Below are 22240 nucleotides of genomic sequence, written 5' to 3' on the forward strand. Positions count from 1 at the left end.
ATTACGCCGGGTATCCGAGAGACGCGGCCCGCGGCGTCCAAATACTGACCGATTGATCAGTATTTCCCACGGAAGCACACCTGCGGCTACCGAGCGGTGGCATGCTGACCGCATGGAATCGCTGGAGCACGTTCGCGCGATGTGGCGGGAGGACCGCGCATCGGCCGCTCAGCAGATCGAACTGCTCGACGTCGGCCGGCACGACGACGGTCGGGGATACGCCCGGACCCGCATGGAGTTGCGCCGGGATCAGGTCAACGGGCACGACATCGCCCACGGCGGACACGTTTTCCTGCTGGCCGACTCGACGTTCGCTCTCGCCTGCAACGCCGGAGGCCACAGGACGGTGGCCTCGGGTGCCGACATCTCGTTCGTCGCTGCCGGGCGGCTGGGTGATGTGCTGGTTGCGGAGGCGACCGAACGCGTCCTCTATGGCCGATCCGGGATCACCGACGTGACTGTCCGTCGCGAGTCCGACGGAGCAGTGATTGCCGAATTCCGAGGTAGGTCAAGGAGAATCGGATGAGCGCCAACCGAGGCGAGGACACGAGGCGCGACGAAATGAGCGGAGCAGAGCTGGACACCGCGGAGCGGTGGTCGATCGACGAATTGCGGGCGCACCAATTGCAGCGCTTGCAGGAAACCGTCGCGGCGGCCTACGCCAACGTGCCGCACTACCGGAACGCGCTCGACTCCGCGGGCGTGCGCCCGAGCGACATCCGGGAACTCGATGACGTGCGCCTGCTGCCGTTCACCAGCAAGGCCGAGCTGCGCGACAACTATCCCTTCGGGATGTTCGCCGTGCCGCGCAGCCAGGTCGTGCGCGTGCACGCGAGCAGCGGCACGACCGGCGCACCGACGGTCGTCGGCTACACGAGGGCGGACATCGACACCTGGGCGGACCTCGTCGCGCGTTCCCTGCGGGCCGCAGGTGTCCGGCCGGGCGATATCTGTCACGTCGCCTACGGTTACGGCCTCTTCACCGGCGGTCTCGGTGCGCACTACGGCGCGGAACGGCTCGGCTGCACGGTGGTGCCGATGTCCGGCGGGCAGACCGCCAAGCAGGTACAACTGCTGCGCGACTTCGGTGCCCGCGCGATCATGGTCACGCCGTCATACTTCCTGTCGATCCTGGACGAGATGACCGCCCAAGGCATCGATCCGCACCAACTGCCTTTGCAGGTCGGTGTTTTCGGCGCCGAGCCGTGGACCGATGCGATGCGCGCCGAGATCGAGGAGCGGGCCGGCATCGACGCCGTCGACATCTACGGCCTCTCGGAGGTGATGGGCCCCGGCGTCGCGCAGGAGTGCGTCGACACCAAGGACGGACCGACCATCTGGGAGGACCACTTCCTGCCCGAGGTCGTCGACCCCCTCACCGGTGAACCGGTCCCCGACGGCGAGGAGGGCGAACTGGTCTTCACCTCCCTCACCAAGGAGGCGATGCCGGTGCTGCGCTACCGCACCCGCGACCTGACCCGCCTGCTGCCCGGTACGTCGCGGCCGTCGTTCCGGCGGATGGCGAAGATCACCGGCCGCAGCGACGACCTGATGATCGTCCGCGGCGTCAACGTCTTCCCGACCCAGATCGAGGAGCTGGCGCTGCAGTATGACGGGCTGTCGCCCTACTTCCAGTGTGTTCTGACGCGGCCCGAGCGGCTTGACGAGATGACGGTGAACGTCGAAGCAGCAGAAGGCTTTCCACCGGACAAGTGGACACAGCTCGAGCAGGATCTGGCACGCGACATCAAGGACCGCATCGGTACGTCTGCGCGCGTGGTGGTGTTGCCGGTCGGCGGCATCGAGCGGTCCGTCGGCAAGGCGCGGCGCATCGTCGATCAAAGACCGAGGTGAGTTTGCACTTGATCTCGATACACCTCCCCCGCTTCGCTCCTCCGGCACTCGATCAGCGTGTCACCGCAACGGACGGATGCGCTCCAGCTGGTCGAGGAAGTGGTCGACGGCGGCGGCGTCATACCCGCCGCGGCCCGGTCGGGCCATGTGGAACTGCGCGCTGCGAATGTCGGGCAGCGGCTCGCCGTTCGCCATGGCGCGCAACACGTTGTCCAGGAAGTCGTCGACCTGGTCGGTTTCGTAGGCAGAGCCGAAACGCGTTGACACGAACGTGATCTCGCGGACCCAGACCTGCTGTTCGCGGGTCCAGGTCAGGCCCTGCTCGGCCGGCGCCGGCGGACCGTCAACGTCCGCCGCCTCCTGCCGGACGTTGAGCTGCCGCTGCCATTCGGCGATGTTGTCGAAGAGTGCCTTCACCGACTCGGGCGTGTATCCCTCGCGAAATCGCGCACGACGCAGACCCGCCGTGCTGACCGCCGGCACCGGTTGCCCGGCGCGCATCAGGGACAGCACGCGATCCAGTTGCCGTTTGACGTCTGCCATGACATAGCCGCCGCGTTGCTGGACGGAAAGAACGGGGTTCTCGACTCGGGCAATGTGATCCGCTGTCCACTGGGTCCTCACCACGCGCTCCATCCTTGCACCGTAACCTGGTCAACCATGCGTGTACTCGTCTCCGGCGGCGCCGGCTACATCGGATCGCACACCGTGCTCGCCCTGCTGGACAACGGGCACGATGTGGTCATCGTCGACGACTTCGCGAACAGCAAGCCGACCGTCCTCGGGCGGCTCGAGGCGCTGTCCGGCAAGACCATCCCGCTGCATGCCTTCGACCTGACCGACCTGGACAAGACCGAGCAGCTCTTCAGCCAGGAGCGGTTCGACGCGGTCATCCATTTCGCCGGCCTCAAGGCCGTCGGTGAGAGCGTCGAGCAGCCGCTCGCGTACTACCGCAACAATCTCGACAGCACGTTCTCCCTGCTGCACGCCATGACCCGACACGGTGTCGACAAACTGGTCTTCTCGTCATCGGCGACGGTGTATGGCGATCACGCACCCGTCCCCTATCAGGAGGACTACCAGCCGCTTTCGGCGTCATCGCCATACGGCAGGACGAAGGTGATGATCGAGCGCGTGATCACCGACGTCGCGAACATCACGCACGGATTCCGGGCCGCGCTGCTGCGCTACTTCAACCCGGTGGGCGCCCACCCGTCGGGGCGGATCGGGGAAGACCCACAGGGCGTGCCCAACAACCTGATGCCGTTCATCGCGCAGGTCGCGGTGGGGCGTCGCGACAAGCTGATGGTCTTCGGCGACGACTACCCGACCGAGGACGGCACCGGCGAGCGCGACTACATCCACGTGATGGATCTCGCGGCCGGGCACGTCGCTGCCCTGGAACATCTGCCCGCGATGACTGAGCCGGTGCGTGCGTTCAACCTGGGCACCGGACAGGGCACGTCGGTCCTCCAACTGCTGCACGCGTTCGAGCGAGCGGCCGGGCACGAACTCCCCTACGAGATCGCGCCGCGTCGCGCAGGCGACCTCGCTGCGTACTGGGCGGACCCGACACGTGCCGAGACCGAGCTGGGCTGGCACGCCACCCGCTCCATCGACGACATGTGCGCCGACACCTGGCGCTGGCAGTCGCAGAACCCGCAGGGCTACCCCGACTGAGTCACCCCACGAAGTTTCTCCTCTGCTGCGCTCCCCCGAATACTTCGCGGGGACCCCGACTGAGTCACCCCACGAAGTTTCTCCTCCGCGCGCTCACCCCGGTGACGCTCGACGTATGCCTCGCACCGGTCGTGGGTGTCGGGCCCGAACACCACCTGCCAGCCGATCGGAACCTGCGCGCTGCACGGCCAGATCGTGCATCGGCCCACCCGTCCGATCAGCACGAAATAGAGATCTGTGCTCGACAACTTCTCGCTGCCCGGATCGCCGCACATCGCGACCCCTCCCAGCTCTTACCAAGCCCCCGAGCTTCATAGGATCCGTTACCAGTGTGACCCATCCACGGCCGTGTTCGCAGCAGGTTGCGCAACGCGCCGCGCCCACCGACCGGAACCATCCCACGAGGTCGCGACGTCAACGTCGCGACAACCACGAAGGAGTTCCAGTCATGCGCCGTCGCCTGTCGCACGGAGTCACCGTGAGTGCACTCGCCGTTCTGCTCGCCGCAGGCGGCGGCACCCTCGTCACGGGCCCGGCCACCGCCGCCGGGCAGCCCGACGACCTGTCCCCGACTCACGCCGACCTCGCGAAATACACCGGCCAGCCCCTCACCTGGAGCGCGCGCCTGTGCCCACAAGAGGTCCGCGTGCTCGGTGCGGCAGCGGCCCGATCGCAGTGTGCCCGGGTCAAGGCTCCCAAGGACTACGCGGACCCGGCCAAGGGCGACATCACGCTCATGGTCACCCGGACGCTGCCCGAAACGGCTTCGAAGAGCAGCCGTTTCGTCTTCACGAACCCCGGCGGACCCGGCGGACCCGACGCGCGCTTCTCCGTCATCGTGGCGGCGCTGTCACCGATGGGGCAGACGGAGACCGTCATCGGCGTCGATCCGCGGGGCACCGGTGAGAGCACGCCCGTCAGTTGTGACCAGCCGAAGCCCGACGTCGTCAAGGACAGCCATCAGCTGACCGCCGACGACGTCCGGGCGTTGCAGACGGCGGTCAAGACCTCGGTCGACAAGTGTGTGGCCCAACACGGCGACTATCTGCCCTACATCACGACGGACAACACTGCCCGAGACCAAGACCTCATACGCCGGCTGCTCGGCGCCCAGACGATCGACTACTACGGCGTCTCTGCCGGCACCTGGCTGGGCGCCCACTACGCGACCCTTTTCCCTTCCCACGTCGGGCGTTTCCTGCTGGACAGCAACACCGACTTCACCGCCAGCTTCCAGACCAGCTTCGGTTATCAGCCAATGGGCTTCCAGCGCCGCTTCTCCGAGCAGTTCGAGCCGTGGGCCGCGCGGCACGACGACACCTACCAGCTCGGGTCGACCGCGGCGGCGGTGCACGCCACCTACACACGGGTCCGCAAGGCCGCGGCGGCCGGCGAGCTGGGCTTCTTCTCCGCGAACGTCGTCGACAACGTGATGGCGCAGCAGCTGTACTCCGACAAGGGCCTCGTCACTGCAGCGAAGTTCCTCGGCTTCCTCGACGAGGCTCGCCAGGGTCACAAGTTCGCGCTCTACCGGGCCTTCGCGCTGCTCTCGTCCGGTTCGGACAGCTACACCGACAACCGCGAGGCGACCACCTTCATGGCGACCACGTGCAACGACACGTCCTGGAACAAGGACCCCGACTACTACGTCGGCAGGGCGCGCAGCCTCGGTCCCAGGTATCCGCTGCTCGGCTACAACCAGGTCGTCAACCAGTGCGCGTACTGGCCCTACCCCGCCAGGAACACCACGATCGACCTGTCCAAGGCGCCGAAGATCCTGATGGTCGACAACACGCTCGACCCGGCCACTCCCTACGAGGGCGCGCTCGCGGCGCACAAGGACTCCGCCAACACCGTGCTCCTGACCGTGAACAACCAGGGCTTCCACGGCGCAGTGCTCGGCAGCAAGAACACCTGCGTCACCGACGCGGCATACGGCTTCTTGATGAACGGCAAGCAGTTGCAACGTGACTCGGTGTGCGAAGGGCTGCCCCTACCCGGTGACAGCAAGGTCTACCCGGTGGGTCGGCAGGTGCACGGGCCGCGCCCGAGCGACGTGCAGACCCAGACCAAGACGCCGCCGCACACGTCGGACAGCCTGAGTGACACCATCCTGGAGCTGCTCGGCAAGCTGATCGGCGACATCCTCGGCGGACCGCACGCCTAACACGCTGGTCGAGTAGCCGCTACATCTGGTCGGGTGACTCGATGCCCAGCAGGTCGAGTCCCTTGACCAGGACCTTGCGGGTGAGTGCGCACAGCGCGAGCCGGCTGTCGCGGACGGCGGCGTCCTCGGCCTTGAGCACCGGGCAGTGTTCGTAGAACGCGGTGAACGTCGTCGCCAGGTCGTAGAGGTATGCCGCGAGCCGGTGCGGCTCGAGCGTCTCGCCGACCTCGGCGACAACCGGCCCGAAGTCCAGCAACCGCAAGGCCAGCGCCCGCTCGTCCGGCTCGGTCAGAACGATGGGTCCGGTGAACTCGACCCCATCGGCACGAGCCAGGATCGACCGGATCCGAGCGGTGGCGTACTGCAGGTAGGGACCCGTGTTCCCTTGCAGCGCAAGCATTCGGTCCAGATCGAAGGTGTATCCGGAGGCGTGCGAGACCGACAGGTCGGCGTACTTGATTGCGCCGATGCCCACCTGATGCGCGATCGACGCACGCTCCTCGTCGGACAGATCGGGACGCGACTCGGCCACCACCTCGGCGGCCCGCTCAAGCGCCGAATCCACCAGGAACTGCAAGGAGATGAGGTCACCCGAACGAGTCCGCAGGATCTTGCCGTCCGGACCGACGACATTGCCGATCTGCACGTGGATCGGCTCGGTGCCCTGGATCCATCCCGCCCGGTCGGCGGCCGCCCAGACCATCCGGAAGTGCAGGTTCTGCGGCGCACCTACGACGTAGAGCGCTCGGTCGGCGTGCAGGTCGAGCGACCGGTGCCGGATCGTGGCGAGATCCGTTGTCGCGTAGCCGTATCCGCCGTCGGACTTGCGGATGATGAGCGGCACCGGCTTGTCGTCGCGGCCGGTGAACTCGTCGGAGAAGATGCACAACGCACCGTCGCTCAGGACCGCAATCCCCTTGGCCTCGAGGGTGTCACAGACCTCGTCGAGTTCGTCGTTGTATGACGACTCCCCGCGAATGTCGTCGTCGGTCAGCGTGATGCCGAGGTCGGCATACACCCGGTTGATGTAGGTACGGGTGAAGTCCATGATCTCGACCCACAACCGCTTGCTCTCGGCGTCCCCGCTCTGCAGGGTGGCCACGCGCTGCCGGGCGCGGGCCGCGAAATCTCCCCCCGACCCAGGGGATCGGGGCTTGTCCGACGCGTCGAACTTGGCGCGGGCCGCCCGGTAGAAGGCGTTGGGGTCGGTCTCCAGCAGCTTCGCCTCGTCGCTGTCCTCGCCCACCTCCAGGAGGTGCTCGATGAGCATCCCGAAGGCGGTGCCCCAGTCACCCAGGTGGTTCTGCCGGATCACGTCGTGCCCGAGCGCCGCCAGGGTGCGCGCCAGCGAGTCACCGACCACGGTCGTCCGGAGGTGACCGACGTGCATCTCCTTCGCGGCGTTCGGCGATGAGTAGTCGATGACGACGATCTCGTGCTCCGGCGACGGGATGCCGAGACGCTCATCGGTCAGCTGGTGATCGGCAGCCCAGGCGATCCAGTCGGTGCGCAGCGTCAGGTTGAGGAACCCCGGGCCGGCCACCTCGACCGACGCGATCAACCCGTCGTCCGGAGCAATCCGGTCCGCGATCGCTTGAGCGATCTCCCGGGGCGGCTTGCCGACCTGCTTGGCGAGCGCCATCGCGGCGTTGGCCTGGAAATCGGCGTCGGTCTGGCGTTTGTTGGCCGGCCGGATGACCGGGTCCGCGTCTCGCCACTCCGGTCCGAAGGCGTCGGCGAGAGCCTGCTGGACACGTGTGGAGAGTGCGAGAGCGGGATTTGTCATGTCCTTCAGGGTATGGCGTTGCCCGGCACCCGCCGAATCGAGTTCGGCGGCAACAAGGGGCGCACGCACCGAACTACGATGCGGTCATGCGGTTCGCCACGAGCGCCACGCTCAGCACGCTCACCCTCCTCGCCGGCCTCGTGCTCTCCGGTTGTGCGTCGAACGCAGCCGTGTCGGTCACGCCGCCGAGCGGACCCACCGCGTCCGTCGTCCAGACCGGAAGTGAAGGCGACACCGTCCCGGACGCCAAAACGCTGCTGCACGAGGCCCGTTCGGCATACAAGGCGGCGAAGTCCGCCCACGTCCACGCAACCATCAGCGGCGACGGGGACACGCAGGTCATCGACATTCGCGGGACGATGGACGGTAGCAATCAGGAGCTGACCGTCGACGACTCGAAGAGGGGCACCGCGACGGTCCGCACGGTCGGCGGCAGCTACTACATCAAGGGCGACAAGGAGTTCTGGGCTGCCGCGGCGAAATCGAGCGGCACGACGGCCACGCTGCTGGCCGGCAAGTGGGTCCTGGCACCCGCGAGCGCGAAGGGCGACTTCAAGCGGCTGACGATCCGGCGGCTGCTGGACGACATGCTCGGACCGGACGTGATCACCGACTCCGACACCGAGCAGATGAAGACCTACGCGACCACCGAGCAGGACGTGAACCTCTACGCCGCCGTCTCCGTGGATTCGACCTCGCAGGACGTCAACACCTTCAAGGTGGTCGCCAGCACTCCGCACAACGTGGTCGAGGTGTCGGGCAACTCGCAGGACGGCTCCCAGGGCGCCGCCGACTTCGACGGCTGGAACGGTCGGGCACGGGTGACGGTGCCGAAGGGCTACATCGGCTTCCCCGGCTCGGGCGGCCGGAGCGTCTGAGGACTCGGCGTGGGCGCTGGCAGGACGCCGAGTCTCTCTTCACCCGCCGCAGCCTGGGTATACAGGTCATGCATCGATCGTTCGCCCGGGGAAGAGGTCTGTTCGTGCTGAGCCGGATTCTCTCGTGGACGAGACTGGCCGCTCGTGCGCCCAGAGGCGGCGAAATCGCCGAGGAGACACCCACCGCCCGGACGGCTACGACCGAACCCGACCGCCCTGAGCAAGGCCTGCCGCTGCCGGACCTGGACCCGGCTGACGTGGTCGAGCAGGAGGAGCCACTGCCGGAGGACATCCCGGTCGACACGCCGCCGCTGAACCGCCGCTCTCCCTTCTACGTCGGCTTCGTCGGTGCCCTCGGCGTGCTCGTGGCCTGGGGGCTCGTCCAGATACTCGGAGAGCTGTCTCAGGAACTGAGCTTCGTGCTCATCGCGATCTTCCTGGCGCTGGGACTGAACCCGATCGTGGAGCGGCTGGTCCACCACGGGATCGCACGGGGATGGGCGGTGTTCCTCGTCTTCTTCGGTCTCGTGGTGGTGTTCGTGCTCATCGGCTTCCTGGTGATTCCCCCGATCGTGGCGCAGGCCCGGGATCTGGTCGAGCAGGCACCGCACCTGCTGGACGACCTGCGGCGCGATCCGCAGATCCGCCGGCTCGACGACAAATATCACCTCATCGAGCGCGGGCAGGCCGAGCTGCAGTCCCGGCTCAGCTCGGGAGACGCCGCCAGTCGCCTCTTCGGTGGTGTCATCGGTGCCGGGAAGGCGATCATCAACGGCCTGGTCGAGGCAGTGACCATCCTGGTGCTCACCCTGTACTTCCTCGCCGCGTTGCCGACGGCCAAGGCCTCGGCATACCGGCTCGTCCCGTTGTCCCGGCGGACCCGAGTGGTGCAGCTGAGCGAGGAGATCAGCAGGCGGGTCGGCGGCTATGTCATGGGCCAGGCCTTCGTCGCCACGATCAACGGACTGCTCTGCTTCACCATGCTCGAGATCCTGGGGCTGCCGTTCGCACCGATCATCGCCGTCACCGTCGCGTTCCTCGGCCTGATCCCGATCGTCGGCACGCTCATCGGCGGAGTCCTCGTGGTGTTCGTCGCGCTCTTCTCCTCCTGGGAGAAGGCCGTCATCATGCTCGTCTACTACGTCGCCTACCACGTCTTCGACGCCTACATCCTGTCGCCGAGAGTGATGCGGCGAGCGGTCGAGGTGCCACCGGCGATCACGATCCTCGCCATCCTGGCCGGCGGCACCCTCCTCGGCATCGTGGGCGCGCTCATCGCCATCCCCGTCGCCGCCGGGCTGTTGATGATCTACGAGCAGGTCATCGTGCCGCGCCAGCAACGCAGCTGACGGACGACGTGGACGACCGCGGGCAGGGGTCACGTAGCGTTGGCCCATGCGTACCGTCACACGTCTCTCCCAGGCCGCCGCTGTCGCAGCCCTCGGCCTCACGCTCGCCGCATGCGGCTCGAGCGCCAGCTCCGGCAGCGCCAGCTCCGGCAGCGCCACCTCCACAGCGAGCAGCCGAAGGTCGGCTGCCACCTCCGCCGCTCCGGCGACCGGCACGTCCAGCGCTACCGGTGGCAGTGACTCGGCGACGCCCGACGCGACGACGCTGATCCACGAGGCGCGGGCGGCATACGCCAAGGCGAAGTCGGCCAGCATGCACGCCGACGTCATCGACTCCAGCGACCACGAAATCATCGACATCCGCGGCACGATGGACGGCTCCAACCAGGACGCCACCGTCAAGACCAACGAGGGCGGCGCGACCATCCGCACGGTGGACGCGAAGTACTACATCAAGGGGGACAAGAGCTTCTGGAAGTCGGCGGCCCACGCACCGGAGACGAGCGCGGCGCTCCTCGACGGCAAGTGGGTCAACGCGCCGGCGAGCATGGCGACCGGCCTCAAGGACCTCACCATCAAGAGCTTCCTGGACGAGACGATCGGCCCGGACAGCGTCAGCGATGCCGAACTCGCCAAGGCAACCACGAGCAAGACGACGTATGACGGCAAGCCGGCCTACGTCGTGACGTCGGCCCGGACGAAGAACACCATCACCATCGCCGCGGACTCGAAGCTCATCCTGGAGGTCAACGGCGAACAGGGTTCCTCGACCTCCAAGGGCAAGGTCACGCTGACCGGCTGGGACCAGCAGTCCCCGCTGAGCGCGCCGCCCGGAGCGATCGACGTGCCGTCGTCGATGGGTAACTGACGCCAGCGCCCGAGAAGGGTTTGGTCAGCGGAAGATCCGGCGCGCAACTTCGAGGTTCTGCAGGAAAACGGCAGCCAGGTCGCGGTCGTCGTCGCTGGCAGTGAACTCGGTCATCGAGACGTCGAAGACGGCTCCGAAGAGCGCGACCAGCAGCCGGGGCTCCGGGTCCCCGGCGGGTATGCCGGAGCGCTGCTCGAGCAGCTCCTGGACGCCCTCGACGAAGCCGGCGAACGCCTCGTGTGCCGCGATCATCAGCTTGGGGTTGGTCTCGAAACACCGGCGCAGCGTGCGCCACTCCGTGCGGCTGCGCTCCAACTCGGGGCTGGCTCGCAGGATGCCGAGCACCAGGGCGGCGACGTCGTCGATGAACTCCCCCGTGGGTCCGCCCGCGAGGAACGTGTCGATGTCGGACTGCCGCAGTTGGGGGCCGCCGCCGATGGTGGCTTCCAGCTTGCCGTCGAAGTAGTTGAACAACGTGCGACGAGAGACGCCGGCCCGCTCGGCGAGCTCGTCGAGCGTGAATTCGTCATACCCCTTCTCGACCGCGAGCTGCTGCGCGGCGCTGGTGATCCGGTGCGCCGTCTGCCGGCGCTTCAGCGGCATCGGCTCCGCGATGCGCAACCGCGGCGGCGTCGGGGTGGAGGGGCTCTTGGACACGCAGGCAGTTTTGCCCTTTGGTTATCCAAAGTGCAAATCGAGCGTGGGTGATCCGTCTCACCTGGCTGAGCGCTCGACCGGTCAGTCGAGCCACTCCCCTGTGTCCAGGGCGCGATCGAGGGTCTGTCGGTATGGCGAGGGGTCGAGCCCCATGCCGGCCACCCAGGCCTTGTCGTGGTACGTGTCGGCATACCGTTCGCCGCCGTCGCAGAGCAGCGTGACGATGCTGCCGCGCTCCCCTGCGGCCCGCATTTCGCAGACGAGTCGCAGCACACCGAAGAGGTTGGTGCCCGTGGACCCGCCGGCGAACAGGCCGGTGCGCTCCCGCAGCACGTGCACGGCCGCGATCGAGGCCGCGTCCGGCACGCAGAGCATCCGATCCACCACACCGGGCTGGAAGGACGGCTCGACGCGCGGCCGGCCGATGCCCTCGATGCGGGAACGTGCACCGGTCTCCAGCTCCGGGTCGCCGCGGCGCCAGCCCTCGTAGAACGCCGAGTTCTCCGGGTCGACCACGCACAGCTGCGTAGCCAACCCGCGGTAGCGCAGGTAACGCCCGATCGTCGCGCTCGTTCCGCCGGTGCCCGCTCCGACGACGATCCAGGTCGGCACCGGGTGCGGCTCCATGCTCAGCTGCTCGAAGATCGACTGTGCGATGTTGTTGTTGCCGCGCCAGTCGGTGACGCGCTCGGCATAGGTGAACTGGTCCAGGTAGTGGCCTCCGGCGCTGACCGCGATCTGCTGCGCAGCGGCATACATCTCGCCCGGCTCGTCGACGAACTCGCAGCGCCCACCGTGCCGTTCGATCAGCTCGACCTTGCGCCGACTGGTGCTCCGCGGCATCACTGCAACGAACGGCAGGCCGAGCAGGCGGGCGAAGTAGGCCTCGCTGACGGCGGTGGAGCCGCTGGACGCCTCGACCATCACCGTGTCGCGGTGGATCCATCCGTTGCACAGCCCGTAGAGGAAGAGACTACGCGCCAGGCGATGCTTCAGGCTGCCGGTCGGATGGGTCGACTCGTCCTTCAGATAGACCTCGATCCCCCAGTCCGTGGGCAGCTGCAACGGGATGAGATGCGTGTCGGCGGAACGGTTGGCGTCGGCCTGCACCGTACGGACCGCCCAGCGGACCCAGTCACGGTCACTGTCGGCGGCAGCGGCGAGCGCGATCGGCGGTTCGATGCGGTCGACCAGGCGGGCAGGCGCTGACATGGGGATCCTTCGAGTCTCGTGGTGCCGCCGGACGCGGCACGCTTCGAGTCTGTCCTGCCCAACGCATTACCACCAGGCCGAACTGATTGGACCCGATCAAAGTGCTACTTATGCTTCGCGGAGCCACGCGGTCCGCTGCGTTGCTCCTTCAGCTCAGTGGACGCCGCCCGCAGGGCACCGAGCATGGTGCCCACCGCGGGGATGTGCTGGTAGTCGGCAAGGGTGTATGCCGTCACCGCGCGACGCACGGCAGGCCGCAGCGGCCGGACCACCACGCCCGGGTGCCGGAGGAACGACAGCACCAGACCGGGCATCACCGCGATCCCCGTGCCCGCGACGACCAGGCTCTGCATGGCCAGGTTGTCGTCGGTCGTGAAGGAGATGACCGGACTGAACCCCCCAGCAGCGCAGGCCGCCACGAACGTGGTGCGGCAGCGCGGGCAGCCCGCGATCCACGTCTCGTCGGCGAGTTCCGCCAAGGCGAGGGTGCGGCGCCTGGCCAGCGGGTGGTCGGCGGGAAGCACCACGACCATCTCGTCGTCGAGCAGCGGTGTGGCCGCCATACCCTCCTGATCCGTGACCGACTCCGCGTCATAGCTGAACGCGAGCGTGATGTCGCAGTCGCCGCCCCGCAACAGAGCCAGCGACTCCGGCGGCTCCGCCTCGAGCAGCTCGACCCGGACGCCCGGGTTGCTGGCGCGCAACCGGCTCACCGCCGCTGCGACGATCGTCGCGCTCGCACTCGGGAAGGTGCACAAGCGCACCCGGCCCAGCGCCAGATGCTTGATGGCGGCAACTTGCTCCGCCGCTGCACTCAGGTTCGCGAGGATCGTCTCGGTGTGCCGCGACAGCAACTCGCCCGCCTCGGTCAGTCGCAGATTGCGCCCGGAGCGGGTGAACAACGGAGTGCCGACGCCGCGCTCCAGCGCACGCATCTGCTGGCTGATCGCGGGCTGCGTGTAACCCAACGACCGGGCGGCGGCAGAGTAGGACCCGGAGCGCACCACTTCGTGGAACATCCGCAACTGCCGCGAATCCAACATGCCAGAACTATAAGTTCTGCTATGGGAAGCCCGCGCAACCCACGCAGCTGACCGAAGATGCCGGATCTGGCCGCGACCGGAGGGTTCGTTGGACGCTCAGCCTGTCACCAGGTTGGATGGGAGGCGACAGCAGGCCGCCGCGCGGGGGCCTCCCCAAGACCCAGGAGGGAATGTATGTCGACGCCCACAGGTAGCTCGTGGAACAACGACCAGCAGGGCCAGGGTGGTGGCCAGGGCTACCAGGGACAGAGCCTCGGCCAGGACTTCGGGCAACAGCAGGGTCAGCAGCCGCAGCCCGAGTACGGTCAGCAGGCGCCGCAGCAGCAGGAATACGGCCAGCAGGACTACGGCCCACAGCACGAGTACGGCCAGCAGCAGGACTACGCCCGGCAGCAGGCGGAGCCGCAGCAGGACTACGGCCAGCAGAGTGCGCAGCAGCCGGCATACGGCCAGCAGGGCTACGGCCAGCAGCCCGAGCAGGGGCCGGCCCAGCACGGCCGTTTCGCGGGGCACGCCCAGCAGGCCGGCCAGCAGTGGGCCTCCGACGCCGGGCAGATCGCCTCGGGCGCCGGGCAGGGTATCGGTGACCTCTTGTCGGACCTGCAGTTCAAGAAGTCGTTGACCGAGAAGATCGCCGGCCTCACCTATCTGCTCGTCATCGTGTGGGCGGTCATCAACTTCATCAGCGAGTTGGCGTACAACTTCGGCAGCCAGGACTTCGGCGGCACGAGCGTCAAGAACATGGGCACCTTCTCCGCGATCGTGCACTCGGTCGCCGACCTCGCCATGCTCCTGGTCATCGTCGCGATCGTGCGCGTCGTCCTCGAGCTCGCGGTCAACGTCGCGCGCATCGCGCAGCGCACCAAGGCCTGACGCCTCGTTCCCCGGCATGCGGCCGGTGCCCCGCGGGGCACCGGCCGCTTTCGCGTCCGGTCAGCTCCTGGCAATCCCCACCGGCAGCCCTCCGAACGTGATACAACAGGAATAAACATTTTCCAACGTTCAACCGGGAGGAGGCGAGCATGGAGCGCACGGACGGTCGGCTGGCCGATGGACGGCAAATCATCTGGTACGACACGGACGGCACCGACCGCACGCCGGTCCCCGACCGACGCGATCTGCCCATCACCGTCACCGGCTCGCAACTGCGCCGTGACCCCCTGACCGGAGAGTGGATCGCGGTCGCCTCGCACCGGCAGAGCCGGACGTACCTGCCGCCGGCCGACCAGTGTCCGCTCTGCCCGTCACGCGATCACCTCTCGGAGGTGCCGTCCGCCGAATATCAGGTCGTGGCGTTCGAAAACCGTTTCCCGTCATACGAACTGAACGCCGAGGCGCCCTCCGGCGCGAGCGATGGTCTGGAGCAGGTGCGTGCCGGGCGCGGCCGCTGCGAGGTGGTGTGTTTCACCAGCGATCACCACGCGTCGTTCGCCCAGCTGTCGCCGCAGCAGGCCCGGCTCGTGGTGGACACCTGGGCGGACCGCACCACCGAGCTGAACGCGATCGAGAGCGTGCAGCACGTCTTTCCCTTTGAGAACCGCGGCAAGGAAATCGGCGTCACCCTGCAGCACCCGCACGGGCAGATCTACGCCTATCCGTTCGTGCCACCGCGCGCGGCCACCGAGCTGGAGCACGCGCAGGCCTACCTGGTGGAGACCGGGCGCAGCCTGTTCGGTGACATCATCGGGAGCGAATCCGCAGCAGGCACAAGGGTGATCGCCGAGAACGCGGAGTGGATCGCGTTTGTGCCGTTCGCCGCGCGCTGGCCGATCGAGGTGCACTTCTACCCCAAGCGCCAGGTCCCCGACCTCCCGGCGCTGGACGACGCCGCACGGGACGGATTCGTCGAGGTCTACCTGGACGTGCTGCAGCGCTTCGACAGGTTGTATACCGAGCCGACTCCCTACATCGCGGCCTGGCAGCAGGCGCCGGCGCGTCAGCACCGGGACGTCGCCTGGCTGCACTTGGAGCTCTATTCCATCCGCCGCGCGGAGGGCAAGGTGAAGTTCCTTGCCGGATCCGAGTCGGGACAGGACGCGTTCGTCAACGACGGCCTGCCGGAGGGTATGGCGCAGCGCCTGCGGGACGCGAAGTGATGGCGACGCCCGCGCCGGTCGACGTCGACCGCCTCGTCGCTCGCTTCCGCGAGCTGTATGACGCGACGCCCGACGGCAGCTGGGCGGCGCCCGGCCGGGTCAACCTGATCGGCGAACACACCGACTACAACGGCGGATTCGTGCTACCGATCGCGCTCGCGCAGCACACCGTCGCTGTGGTCCGCCGCCGCGACGACGGGGTCGTGCGGGTCTGGTCGGCGACGGTCGACGGCACCGCTCCCGTCGAGCTGGACCTGTCCGAGGTGCGTGCAGGCGGGGACTACGGCTGGGCGGCATACGTCGTCGGGGTGGGGTGGGCGGCAGCCGAGCGCGGCCTGCCGGTGAGCGGGCTCGACATCGCCCTGGACTCGAACGTCCCTGTCGGCGCCGGCCTTTCGTCGTCCGCGGCACTGTCGTGCGTAACCGCCCGTGCCTGGTGCGACCTCCTCGAATGGCGGCTCGACCACGAGGCGGTCGCGGGTCTGGGCCGTGCCGCGGAGAACGAGATCGCCGGCGCACCGACCGGGCTGATGGACCAGTTGGCCTCGGTGTGCGGCAAGGAGGCGCACGCCATGCAGATCGACACCCGCGCCGTGACGATCGAGCAGATCCCCTTCGACCTCCCCGCGTCCGGTCTCTCCCTGTTGGTCATCGACTCGCACACCGAGCACACCCACGCCACCGGCGAATACGCCGAACGACGCCAGTCCTCGCACGAGGCGGCGCTCCGGCTCGGGGTGCGTGAGCTGCGCGACGTGCCGCTGGAGAGCCTGGCGAGGACGCTCGACAAGCTGCCGCCGCTGCTCCGCCGCCGGGCACGGCACGTGGTCACGGACTCCGCGCGAGTCGAGCAGGTCGCCCGCCTGCTGGTGTCCGGGGACGACCCTCGCCGGATCGGCCCGCTGCTCAACGCCTCCCACGCATCGATGCGTGACGACTTCGAGATCACGGCGCCCTCCGTCGACGCTCTGCAGGAGGCTGCCGTGACCGCCGGTGCGCACGGCGCGCGGATGACCGGGGGCGGCTTCGGCGGCTGCGTGATCGCACTCGTCGACCGCGAGGCGGCCGACACCGTGGCGGACGCATGTGCGGCAGCGGCAGCAGCCGGCGGCTTCGCCGCGCCCACGGTTTTCGAAGCTGTTGCCAGCCGAGGTGCGGCCCGCATCCGGTGACGTAAGGTCGGCCGCGTGACTGCTTCCTCCTCTCCGGCGGACGACCCGGCATACCGGGTCTGTTTCGTGTGCTCGGGCAACATCTGCCGCTCGCCGATGGGCGAGGTGATCCTCCGGACGATGCTCGACGAGGCCGGGCTGGGTGACGAGGTCGAGGTGGACTCCGCCGGCATCGGCGACTGGCACGTCGGGCAGGGAGCCGACCCGCGCACGGTCGCCTCGCTCGAACGCGGCGGGTATGACGGAACGGCCCACGTGGCGCGCCAGTTCGAGGCGTCCTTCTTCGACGACCACGACCTGATCCTCGCCGCGGACCGCGGACACCTGCGCGACCTCCTGCAACTGACAGAGGGCCGGGACATCAACGCCGAGACCCGACTGGTGCGCGAGTTCGACGCGGACGCATCGGCAGCTGGTGAGCTGGAGTTGGACGACCCCTACTTCGGCAACGCGAGCGACTTCGACCGGTGCCGGCACGAGATCGAGCTCGCGTGCCGCGGCCTGGTGAGCGAGCTGCGACGGGAGCTCGGCTCCTGACTGACGGTGCTCGGGCGGCGCCGCTCCCTCAGCTCCGTCCGGGGACGATGCCGAGCAGCTCGTAGATCGTGTGCGCTGCCACGATGCCGGTGATCTCGGCGTGGTCGTATGCCGGGGACACCTCGACGATGTCGGCGCCGATCACGTTGAGGCCGGTCAGCCCGCGCAGCACCTCCAGCAGCTGCAGGCTGGTCAGGCCGCCCGCCTCCGGCGTCCCTGTGCCGGGTGCGAACGCCGGATCCAGCACATCGATGTCGAGCGAGACGTAGACGGGTCGGTCACCGAGCCGCGCGCGGATCCGGTTGATGATGTCGTCCAGCGGCTGACGGGCGAAGTCGCGACAGTGCACGGCGGCGAAACCGAACTGCTCGCTCTCGTCGAGGTCCAGCCGGCTGTAGAGCGGTCCGCGCAGCCCGACGTGCATCGCGTGGCCGGAATCGATGAGGCCTTCCTCGGCGGCTCGCCGGAAGGGTGTGCCGTGCGTGTAGGGCGCCCCGAAGTAGGTGTCCCAGGTGTCGAGGTGTGCGTCGAAGTGCAACACCGCAATCGGGCCGTGCCGCTCGGCTTGAACGCGCAGCAACGGCAAGGCGATCGTGTGATCGCCACCGATCGTGACCAGGGACCGGCCGGTCCCGCTGACGTCGCGGGCCGCGGCTTCGATCGCGGAGATCGCCGCCTCGATGTCGAACGGGTTGACCCCGAGGTCACCGCCGTCGGCGACCTGCGCTCGGGCGAACGGTTCGTTGTCCTGAGCCGGGTTGTAGGGCCGCAGCAGCCGCGAACTCTGCCGCACGTGCGACGGCCCGAACCGCGCACCGGGCCGGTAGCTCACCCCGCTGTCGAACGGCACGCCCCAGATCACCGTGTCGGCGTCCGGCAGGTCCGACAGACGCGGTAACCGCGCGAAGGTCGCAAATCCGCTGTAGCGCGGGTCGGTCGTGGCGTCGACGGGACCGACGATGGGCTGTGTCATGTGGCTACCTCTCCGAGACTGGTGGCGCATTTCACCGAGAGACAAGCACAGCACCGACAGGACACGAAAATGGACCGAATCGGCCCTCTTCGGCCGTCCGATGTCGTCCTCTCGGATTTTTGTTGTCCTCTCGGTGAGGGGGATGCCCCCGCCGCCTCAGCCGACCGGGCAGGCGCCGCGGGCGAAATCCGTTGCCCAGCGCAGGATCTCCAGGTCGTCCGGCTCGTCGGCATCGGTCGGGCAACCCGGTCGGTCCCGCGTCGCCACGTAGTGGACCGCCGCGATGACGACCCGACGGCGGCCGTCGGTGCGCAGTGCCTCGACCGCGGCCGACGGCAGCCCGGGCTCGCTGAGCTCTTCGATGTGCGCGTCGACGATCGCTTCCGCAATGTCGAGGTGGATGCGCGTGGCGATGTCGGCGCCGGCAGCCCGCTGGCGCGTCTCGACATACGACAGCAGTGCGCGCAGCGCCTCGGCATCGCCGAGCAACCGCCCTGCCGCCTCCCGCGACACGCGGAAACTCGTCGACTGCATGGGATCCCGCATCCCTGCACCTCCGCCCTCGTGGCAATGCGCTCACGGTAGGTCGGCGACCTGGCTCGTGTTCGTGGCTTGGTCAAACCTTGGTGATTTCCTGACGTTCCAGTTCAGAAGCTGAGACCGCGCACCCGTCGGCGTCTACCCTCGGTGCATGGTTACTCGCACCACGCCGTGGCCGACCGGCACACCGTGCTGGGTCGACTGCGCCTTCGAGCCGGCCCACCGCGGCATGCACCACGCCCAGGACTTCTACGAGAAACTCTTCGGCTGGGACGTGCGCCGCGGCGTCGAGCCGAGCGACTATCTCGTCTGCCGCAAGGACGATCTGCCGGTCGCGGGACTGGAGCACAAGTACGGCGGTGAGGCACCGTCGTTCTGGACGACCTACTTCGCGACCGACGACGTCGACGCCACGTGTGCAGTGGTCACGGCGGCCGGTGGCAAGGTCCTCACGCCGCCGTTCGACGTCCCGACGCTCGGTCGCGCCGCCTACTGCGCCGACCCGACCGGCGCGTTCTTCGGGCTGTGGCAGGGCACCGGTCTGCTCGGCCTCGGACTGGTCAACGAGCCGGGCTCGGTGGCGTGGAACGACCTGTTGACGCGCGACTTCGAGGGCTCCAAAGCCTTCTACAGCGACGTTTTCGGCTATCTGTATGACGACCGCGGCGACTCCTACTCGATCGCGAAGCTGGCGACCGGCGACACGGTGTGCGGCATCCATCAAGCGGAGCAATTGCCGGACGACGCACCGCCGAGCTGGCTGGTGCATTTCGCCGTCGCCGACTGTGCTTCCTCCGCACAGATCGCCCAGGAGCTCGGTGCATCGATTCTGATGACGCTGGACACGCCCGTCGGCCCGGAGGCGGTGCTGCAGGGCAAGTACGGCGAGACCTTCACGGTCGTCGAGATGGACGATTCCACCGCCGGCTGAGTCGCTGGTATGACGAAACGGGTCGCGATCGTCGGTGGCGGCATCGCGGGGCTGACCCTGGCAGCTCTGCTCGACACCGGCCGTTTCGAGGTGATCCTGCACGAGGCGCAGCCGGAGCGCGCATTGACCGGGAGCGCGCTCGGGCTGTGGCGGCCGGCGGAGCGGGTGCTGCGCTCGATCGACGCATTCCCGGCGTCCGGCTCGCGACGCGCCGCAGGCGGGTTGCACCACATCGACGGCCGCCGGGTAGCGGCCGCGCGCCGAGGCGGGCCGGTGCTGGTCGACCGGCCGGCGCTGCTCGCGGCGCTGCAGTCCGCCGTGCCCCCGACGGTCCGCCAGGTCACCGAGGAGGTCACCGATCCGGCCGCCCTGGAGGCCGATCTGGTGATCGGCGCGGACGGCGTGCGCAGCCGGGTGCGCGGGCTGGTCGCGCCGCACGCCGCCGAGCGGGTGGCGACGCCATACCTCGCGCTCCGAGGAATCCGTGACACGCCAACGCAACTCGAGAACGCGGGCGAATACTGGGGACGCGGGCTGGTCGCGGGTGTCGTGACCATCGGCGACAACCGCAGCTACTGGTTCACCACTCACCGCAGCCGGCTGACCGAGCCGCTCGATGTGGCGCAGGTGCTGGACGAGGCGCGTGACCGCTTCCGCGCCGCAGCACCGCTCGTCCGCCGAGTGCTCGCCGAGGCCGGCCCGGACACCCTGGCTACGGCACTGTGGGTGACGCCGCCGTTGCAGCGCTACGTCCGCGGCCGATACGTCGTGATCGGGGACGCGGCGCACGGGATGCTGCCCAACCTCGGCCGCGGCGCCTGCAGCGCGATCGTCGACGCGGCAACCCTTGCGGGGACGCTCAACACCGGTGCCGACCTGCGACGCTGGCAGGCACGGCGAGTGCCGGCAACGCAGTTCGCGCGGGTCGCGTCGGCGGCCGTGATGCGCGTGGCGCTCGCCATACCTTGAGCACCCCACGAAGTTCGGCGGACGCGCGAGACGCACGGGTCGACGCCTCTGGGACACTGGGAGCCATGCGTTCGCTTGCTGAAGCCCACCCGCCGATCGCGCTCGGCGCCCTGGACGGGCGCTACCGCGCCGCCGTCGCTCCACTGGTCGACTACCTGTCCGAGGCCGCGCTCAACCGTGAGCGGGTGCACGTCGAGGTCGAGTGGCTGATCCACCTCACCCGGCAGGGTGCGGTGCCCGGCGTGCGCCGGCTGACCGACGAGGAGATCAGGCAACTGCGCGACATCCCACAGCAGTTCGACGTCGCCGACATCGCCGAACTCGCGGACATCGAGCGGGAGACCGTGCACGACGTCAAGGCGGTCGAGTACTACCTGAAGCGGCGGCTGCCGCAGATCGTCGGCGCACAGGACGCCGCGGGCCTGTCCGAGCTGGTCCACTTCGCCTGCACCAGCGAGGACATCAACAACCTCTCCTACGCGCTGATGGTGCAGGGCGCCACTCGGCGGGTCTGGCTGCCGCGGGCGTCGGCGCTGGTCGACCAGATCGCCGCGATGGCGCGCGAACTCGCGGATGTGCCACTGCTCGCGCACACCCACGGACAGCCGGCCACGCCAACGACGATGGGCAAGGAGCTGGCCGTTCTCGCGCACCGGTTGCGCCGGCAGCTGCGGCGCATCGAGCGCGCCGAATACCTCGGCAAGATCAACGGTGCCACCGGCACCTATGGCGCGCACGTGGCCGCCGTGCCGACCACCGACTGGATCGAGGTCTCGCAGCTCTTCGTCGAAGGCCTTGGGCTGCAGTGGAACCCGCTCACCACGCAGATCGAGAGTCACGACTGGCAGGCCGAGATCTACAGCGACGTGTCGCGCTTCAACTCGATCCTGCACAACCTCGCCACCGACGTGTGGACCTACATCTCGATGGGCTACTTCGCCCAGTCACGCGGGCAGGGCACGGTCGGCTCGAGCACGATGCCGCACAAGGTCAACCCGATCCGGTTCGAGAACGCCGAGGCCAATCTCGAGCTGAGCAACGGCATCTTCGACGTGCTGTGCCGCACACTGGTCACCTCCCGCCTGCAGCGTGACCTCACCGACTCCTCGATGCAGCGGAACATCGGCACGGCATACGGGCACTCGCTGCTGGCGATCGACAACGTCTCCCGGGGGCTGGCCGGACTGGACGCCGTCCCGCAGAAGATGGCTGCCGATCTGGACGCCAACTGGGAGGTGCTCGGCGAGCCGATCCAGTCAGCGATGCGGGCGCTCGGCGCGCGGGGGGTGCCCGGCATGGAGCAGCCCTACGAGCGGCTCAAGGAACTCACCCGTGGCCGGCGGATCAGCGAGGCCGACCTACGCGAGTTCGTGCGCGGACTCGGCCTGCCCAACACCGTCGAGGACCGCTTCCTGCGGCTCACGCCGGCGACGTATGTCGGGCTCGCGCCGCAGCTGGTGAAGTTCCTGCAGGGCTGACCGGACGCGACGCGCGGAATACCCCCGAGGGGTATACTGTTCGCCTGTAT

The 22240-nt window shown here is 68.4% G+C and carries 22 protein-coding genes; 14 read left to right on the plus strand and 8 right to left on the minus strand.

The window, feature by feature from the left end; translation table 11 throughout:
• Positions 1 to 112: 112 nt before the first annotated feature.
• A complete protein-coding gene (gene paaI / locus ACN8HC_RS01815; RefSeq protein ID WP_490073156.1) occupies positions 113 to 526 on the plus strand; it encodes a hydroxyphenylacetyl-CoA thioesterase PaaI in 414 nt (137 codons plus the stop codon).
• Positions 523 to 1854 (plus strand): phenylacetate--CoA ligase PaaK, encoded by a 1332-nt coding sequence (gene paaK, locus ACN8HC_RS01820; RefSeq protein ID WP_490073157.1) that lies wholly within the window; start codon positions 523 to 525, stop codon positions 1852 to 1854. Before paaI ends, paaK begins: the two co-directional genes overlap by 4 nt.
• Before the next feature lie 60 nt (positions 1855 to 1914).
• Here the strand turns inward: paaK and ACN8HC_RS01825 are convergent, their stop codons facing one another.
• Positions 1915 to 2481: a DivIVA domain-containing protein gene (locus ACN8HC_RS01825; RefSeq protein ID WP_490073158.1), complete on the minus strand. Its 567-nt coding sequence runs from the start codon at positions 2479 to 2481 to the stop codon at positions 1915 to 1917.
• Positions 2482 to 2514: 33 nt separating this feature from the next.
• Between ACN8HC_RS01825 and galE the strand changes: the two genes are divergently transcribed.
• A complete protein-coding gene (gene galE / locus ACN8HC_RS01830; RefSeq protein WP_490073159.1) occupies positions 2515 to 3534 on the plus strand; it encodes a UDP-glucose 4-epimerase GalE in 1020 nt (339 codons plus the stop codon).
• On the opposite strand, the gene ACN8HC_RS01835 is transcribed toward galE, so the two are convergent.
• Positions 3522 to 3809 (minus strand): MbtH family NRPS accessory protein, encoded by a 288-nt coding sequence (locus ACN8HC_RS01835; RefSeq protein WP_490073160.1) that lies wholly within the window; start codon positions 3807 to 3809, stop codon positions 3522 to 3524. The two genes, galE and ACN8HC_RS01835, sit on opposite strands and share 13 nt — an antisense overlap.
• A 173-nt stretch (positions 3810 to 3982) precedes the next feature.
• On the opposite strand from ACN8HC_RS01835, the gene ACN8HC_RS01840 reads away from it, so the two are divergent.
• Entirely contained in the window at positions 3983 to 5701 is a 1719-nt protein-coding gene (locus ACN8HC_RS01840) for an alpha/beta hydrolase (protein ID WP_490073161.1), read from the plus strand.
• A 19-nt stretch (positions 5702 to 5720) separates the two neighbouring features.
• Here ACN8HC_RS01840 and argS read toward each other — a convergent pair whose 3' ends face one another.
• A complete protein-coding gene (gene argS / locus ACN8HC_RS01845; RefSeq protein WP_490073162.1) occupies positions 5721 to 7487 on the minus strand; it encodes an arginine--tRNA ligase in 1767 nt (588 codons plus the stop codon).
• An 86-nt stretch (positions 7488 to 7573) separates the two neighbouring features.
• Between argS and ACN8HC_RS01850 the strand changes: the two genes are divergently transcribed.
• The 3 genes from ACN8HC_RS01850 (at position 7574) to ACN8HC_RS01860 (ending at position 10582) form a co-directional block, all read left to right on the plus strand.
• Positions 7574 to 8365, plus strand: coding sequence for a hypothetical protein (locus tag ACN8HC_RS01850; RefSeq protein ID WP_490073163.1), 792 nt, complete (start codon positions 7574 to 7576; stop codon positions 8363 to 8365).
• A 104-nt stretch (positions 8366 to 8469) separates the two neighbouring features.
• Entirely contained in the window at positions 8470 to 9714 is a 1245-nt protein-coding gene (locus ACN8HC_RS01855; protein ID WP_490073164.1) for an AI-2E family transporter, read from the plus strand.
• Positions 9715 to 9760: 46 nt separating this feature from the next.
• Positions 9761 to 10582, plus strand: coding sequence for a hypothetical protein (locus tag ACN8HC_RS01860; RefSeq protein ID WP_490073165.1), 822 nt, complete (start codon positions 9761 to 9763; stop codon positions 10580 to 10582).
• A 24-nt stretch (positions 10583 to 10606) separates the two neighbouring features.
• Here ACN8HC_RS01860 and ACN8HC_RS01865 read toward each other — a convergent pair whose 3' ends face one another.
• The 3 genes from ACN8HC_RS01865 to ACN8HC_RS01875 form a co-directional block, all read right to left on the minus strand.
• Positions 10607 to 11239 carry a TetR/AcrR family transcriptional regulator gene (locus ACN8HC_RS01865; protein ID WP_490073166.1) on the minus strand — a complete coding sequence of 211 codons (633 nt, stop codon included), beginning with the start codon at positions 11237 to 11239 and terminating at the stop codon, positions 10607 to 10609.
• Positions 11240 to 11320: 81 nt separating this feature from the next.
• Positions 11321 to 12451 (minus strand): L-cysteine desulfhydrase Cds1, encoded by a 1131-nt coding sequence (cds1, locus tag ACN8HC_RS01870; RefSeq protein WP_490073167.1) that lies wholly within the window; start codon positions 12449 to 12451, stop codon positions 11321 to 11323.
• A gap of 104 nt (positions 12452 to 12555) precedes the next feature.
• A complete protein-coding gene (locus tag ACN8HC_RS01875; protein WP_490073168.1) occupies positions 12556 to 13494 on the minus strand; it encodes a LysR family transcriptional regulator in 939 nt (312 codons plus the stop codon).
• 174 nt (positions 13495 to 13668) lie between these two features.
• Between ACN8HC_RS01875 and ACN8HC_RS01880 the strand changes: the two genes are divergently transcribed.
• From ACN8HC_RS01880 to ACN8HC_RS01895, 4 genes are all read left to right on the plus strand, one after another.
• Positions 13669 to 14367, plus strand: coding sequence for a DUF4282 domain-containing protein (locus ACN8HC_RS01880; RefSeq protein ID WP_490073169.1), 699 nt, complete (start codon positions 13669 to 13671; stop codon positions 14365 to 14367).
• Positions 14368 to 14516: 149 nt separating this feature from the next.
• Complete coding sequence (gene galT, locus ACN8HC_RS01885) at positions 14517 to 15590, plus strand: galactose-1-phosphate uridylyltransferase (RefSeq protein ID WP_490073170.1); 1074 nt, start codon at positions 14517 to 14519, stop codon at positions 15588 to 15590.
• Positions 15590 to 16762, plus strand: coding sequence for a galactokinase (gene galK / locus ACN8HC_RS01890; protein ID WP_490073171.1), 1173 nt, complete (start codon positions 15590 to 15592; stop codon positions 16760 to 16762). The genes galT and galK overlap by 1 nt, the downstream gene beginning before the upstream one ends.
• Before the next feature lie 15 nt (positions 16763 to 16777).
• Positions 16778 to 17299: a low molecular weight protein-tyrosine-phosphatase gene (locus tag ACN8HC_RS01895; protein ID WP_490073172.1), complete on the plus strand. Its 522-nt coding sequence runs from the start codon at positions 16778 to 16780 to the stop codon at positions 17297 to 17299.
• A gap of 28 nt (positions 17300 to 17327) precedes the next feature.
• Here ACN8HC_RS01895 and speB read toward each other — a convergent pair whose 3' ends face one another.
• Positions 17328 to 18272, minus strand: coding sequence for an agmatinase (gene speB, locus ACN8HC_RS01900; RefSeq protein ID WP_490073173.1), 945 nt, complete (start codon positions 18270 to 18272; stop codon positions 17328 to 17330).
• Between the two features lie 156 nt (positions 18273 to 18428).
• Positions 18429 to 18818: a hypothetical protein gene (locus tag ACN8HC_RS01905; protein WP_490073174.1), complete on the minus strand. Its 390-nt coding sequence runs from the start codon at positions 18816 to 18818 to the stop codon at positions 18429 to 18431.
• Between the two features lie 145 nt (positions 18819 to 18963).
• On the opposite strand from ACN8HC_RS01905, the gene ACN8HC_RS01910 reads away from it, so the two are divergent.
• The 3 genes from ACN8HC_RS01910 (at position 18964) to purB (ending at position 22190) form a co-directional block, all read left to right on the plus strand.
• Positions 18964 to 19743 (plus strand): VOC family protein, encoded by a 780-nt coding sequence (locus tag ACN8HC_RS01910; protein WP_490073175.1) that lies wholly within the window; start codon positions 18964 to 18966, stop codon positions 19741 to 19743.
• 9 nt (positions 19744 to 19752) lie between these two features.
• Positions 19753 to 20712 carry an FAD-dependent monooxygenase gene (locus ACN8HC_RS01915; RefSeq protein WP_490073176.1) on the plus strand — a complete coding sequence of 320 codons (960 nt, stop codon included), beginning with the start codon at positions 19753 to 19755 and terminating at the stop codon, positions 20710 to 20712.
• Between the two features lie 65 nt (positions 20713 to 20777).
• Positions 20778 to 22190: an adenylosuccinate lyase gene (gene purB / locus ACN8HC_RS01920; RefSeq protein ID WP_490073177.1), complete on the plus strand. Its 1413-nt coding sequence runs from the start codon at positions 20778 to 20780 to the stop codon at positions 22188 to 22190.
• Positions 22191 to 22240 lie beyond the last annotated feature (50 nt).

The sequence above is a fragment of the Flexivirga sp. YIM B11880 genome (assembly GCF_058148645.1).

Bases quoted from the DNA above. Each gene is read 5' to 3' on its own strand.
- paaI (WP_490073156.1), top strand. From the start codon at position 113: ATGGAATCGCTGGAGCACGTTCGCGCGATGTGGCGGGAGGACCGCGCA.
- paaK (WP_490073157.1), top strand. From the start codon at position 523: ATGAGCGCCAACCGAGGCGAGGACACGAGGCGCGACGAAATGAGCGGA.
- galE (WP_490073159.1), top strand. From the start codon at position 2,515: ATGCGTGTACTCGTCTCCGGCGGCGCCGGCTACATCGGATCGCACACC.
- ACN8HC_RS01835 (WP_490073160.1), bottom strand. From the start codon at position 3,809: ATGTGCGGCGATCCGGGCAGCGAGAAGTTGTCGAGCACAGATCTCTAT.
- ACN8HC_RS01840 (WP_490073161.1), top strand. From the start codon at position 3,983: ATGCGCCGTCGCCTGTCGCACGGAGTCACCGTGAGTGCACTCGCCGTT.
- argS (WP_490073162.1), bottom strand. From the start codon at position 7,487: ATGACAAATCCCGCTCTCGCACTCTCCACACGTGTCCAGCAGGCTCTC.
- ACN8HC_RS01850 (WP_490073163.1), top strand. From the start codon at position 7,574: ATGCGGTTCGCCACGAGCGCCACGCTCAGCACGCTCACCCTCCTCGCC.
- ACN8HC_RS01860 (WP_490073165.1), top strand. From the start codon at position 9,761: ATGCGTACCGTCACACGTCTCTCCCAGGCCGCCGCTGTCGCAGCCCTC.
- cds1 (WP_490073167.1), bottom strand. From the start codon at position 12,451: ATGTCAGCGCCTGCCCGCCTGGTCGACCGCATCGAACCGCCGATCGCG.
- ACN8HC_RS01875 (WP_490073168.1), bottom strand. From the start codon at position 13,494: ATGTTGGATTCGCGGCAGTTGCGGATGTTCCACGAAGTGGTGCGCTCC.
- ACN8HC_RS01880 (WP_490073169.1), top strand. From the start codon at position 13,669: ATGTCGACGCCCACAGGTAGCTCGTGGAACAACGACCAGCAGGGCCAG.
- galT (WP_490073170.1), top strand. From the start codon at position 14,517: ATGGAGCGCACGGACGGTCGGCTGGCCGATGGACGGCAAATCATCTGG.
- galK (WP_490073171.1), top strand. From the start codon at position 15,590: ATGGCGACGCCCGCGCCGGTCGACGTCGACCGCCTCGTCGCTCGCTTC.
- speB (WP_490073173.1), bottom strand. From the start codon at position 18,272: ATGACACAGCCCATCGTCGGTCCCGTCGACGCCACGACCGACCCGCGC.
- ACN8HC_RS01905 (WP_490073174.1), bottom strand. From the start codon at position 18,818: ATGCGGGATCCCATGCAGTCGACGAGTTTCCGCGTGTCGCGGGAGGCG.
- ACN8HC_RS01910 (WP_490073175.1), top strand. From the start codon at position 18,964: ATGGTTACTCGCACCACGCCGTGGCCGACCGGCACACCGTGCTGGGTC.
- ACN8HC_RS01915 (WP_490073176.1), top strand. From the start codon at position 19,753: ATGACGAAACGGGTCGCGATCGTCGGTGGCGGCATCGCGGGGCTGACC.
- purB (WP_490073177.1), top strand. From the start codon at position 20,778: ATGCGTTCGCTTGCTGAAGCCCACCCGCCGATCGCGCTCGGCGCCCTG.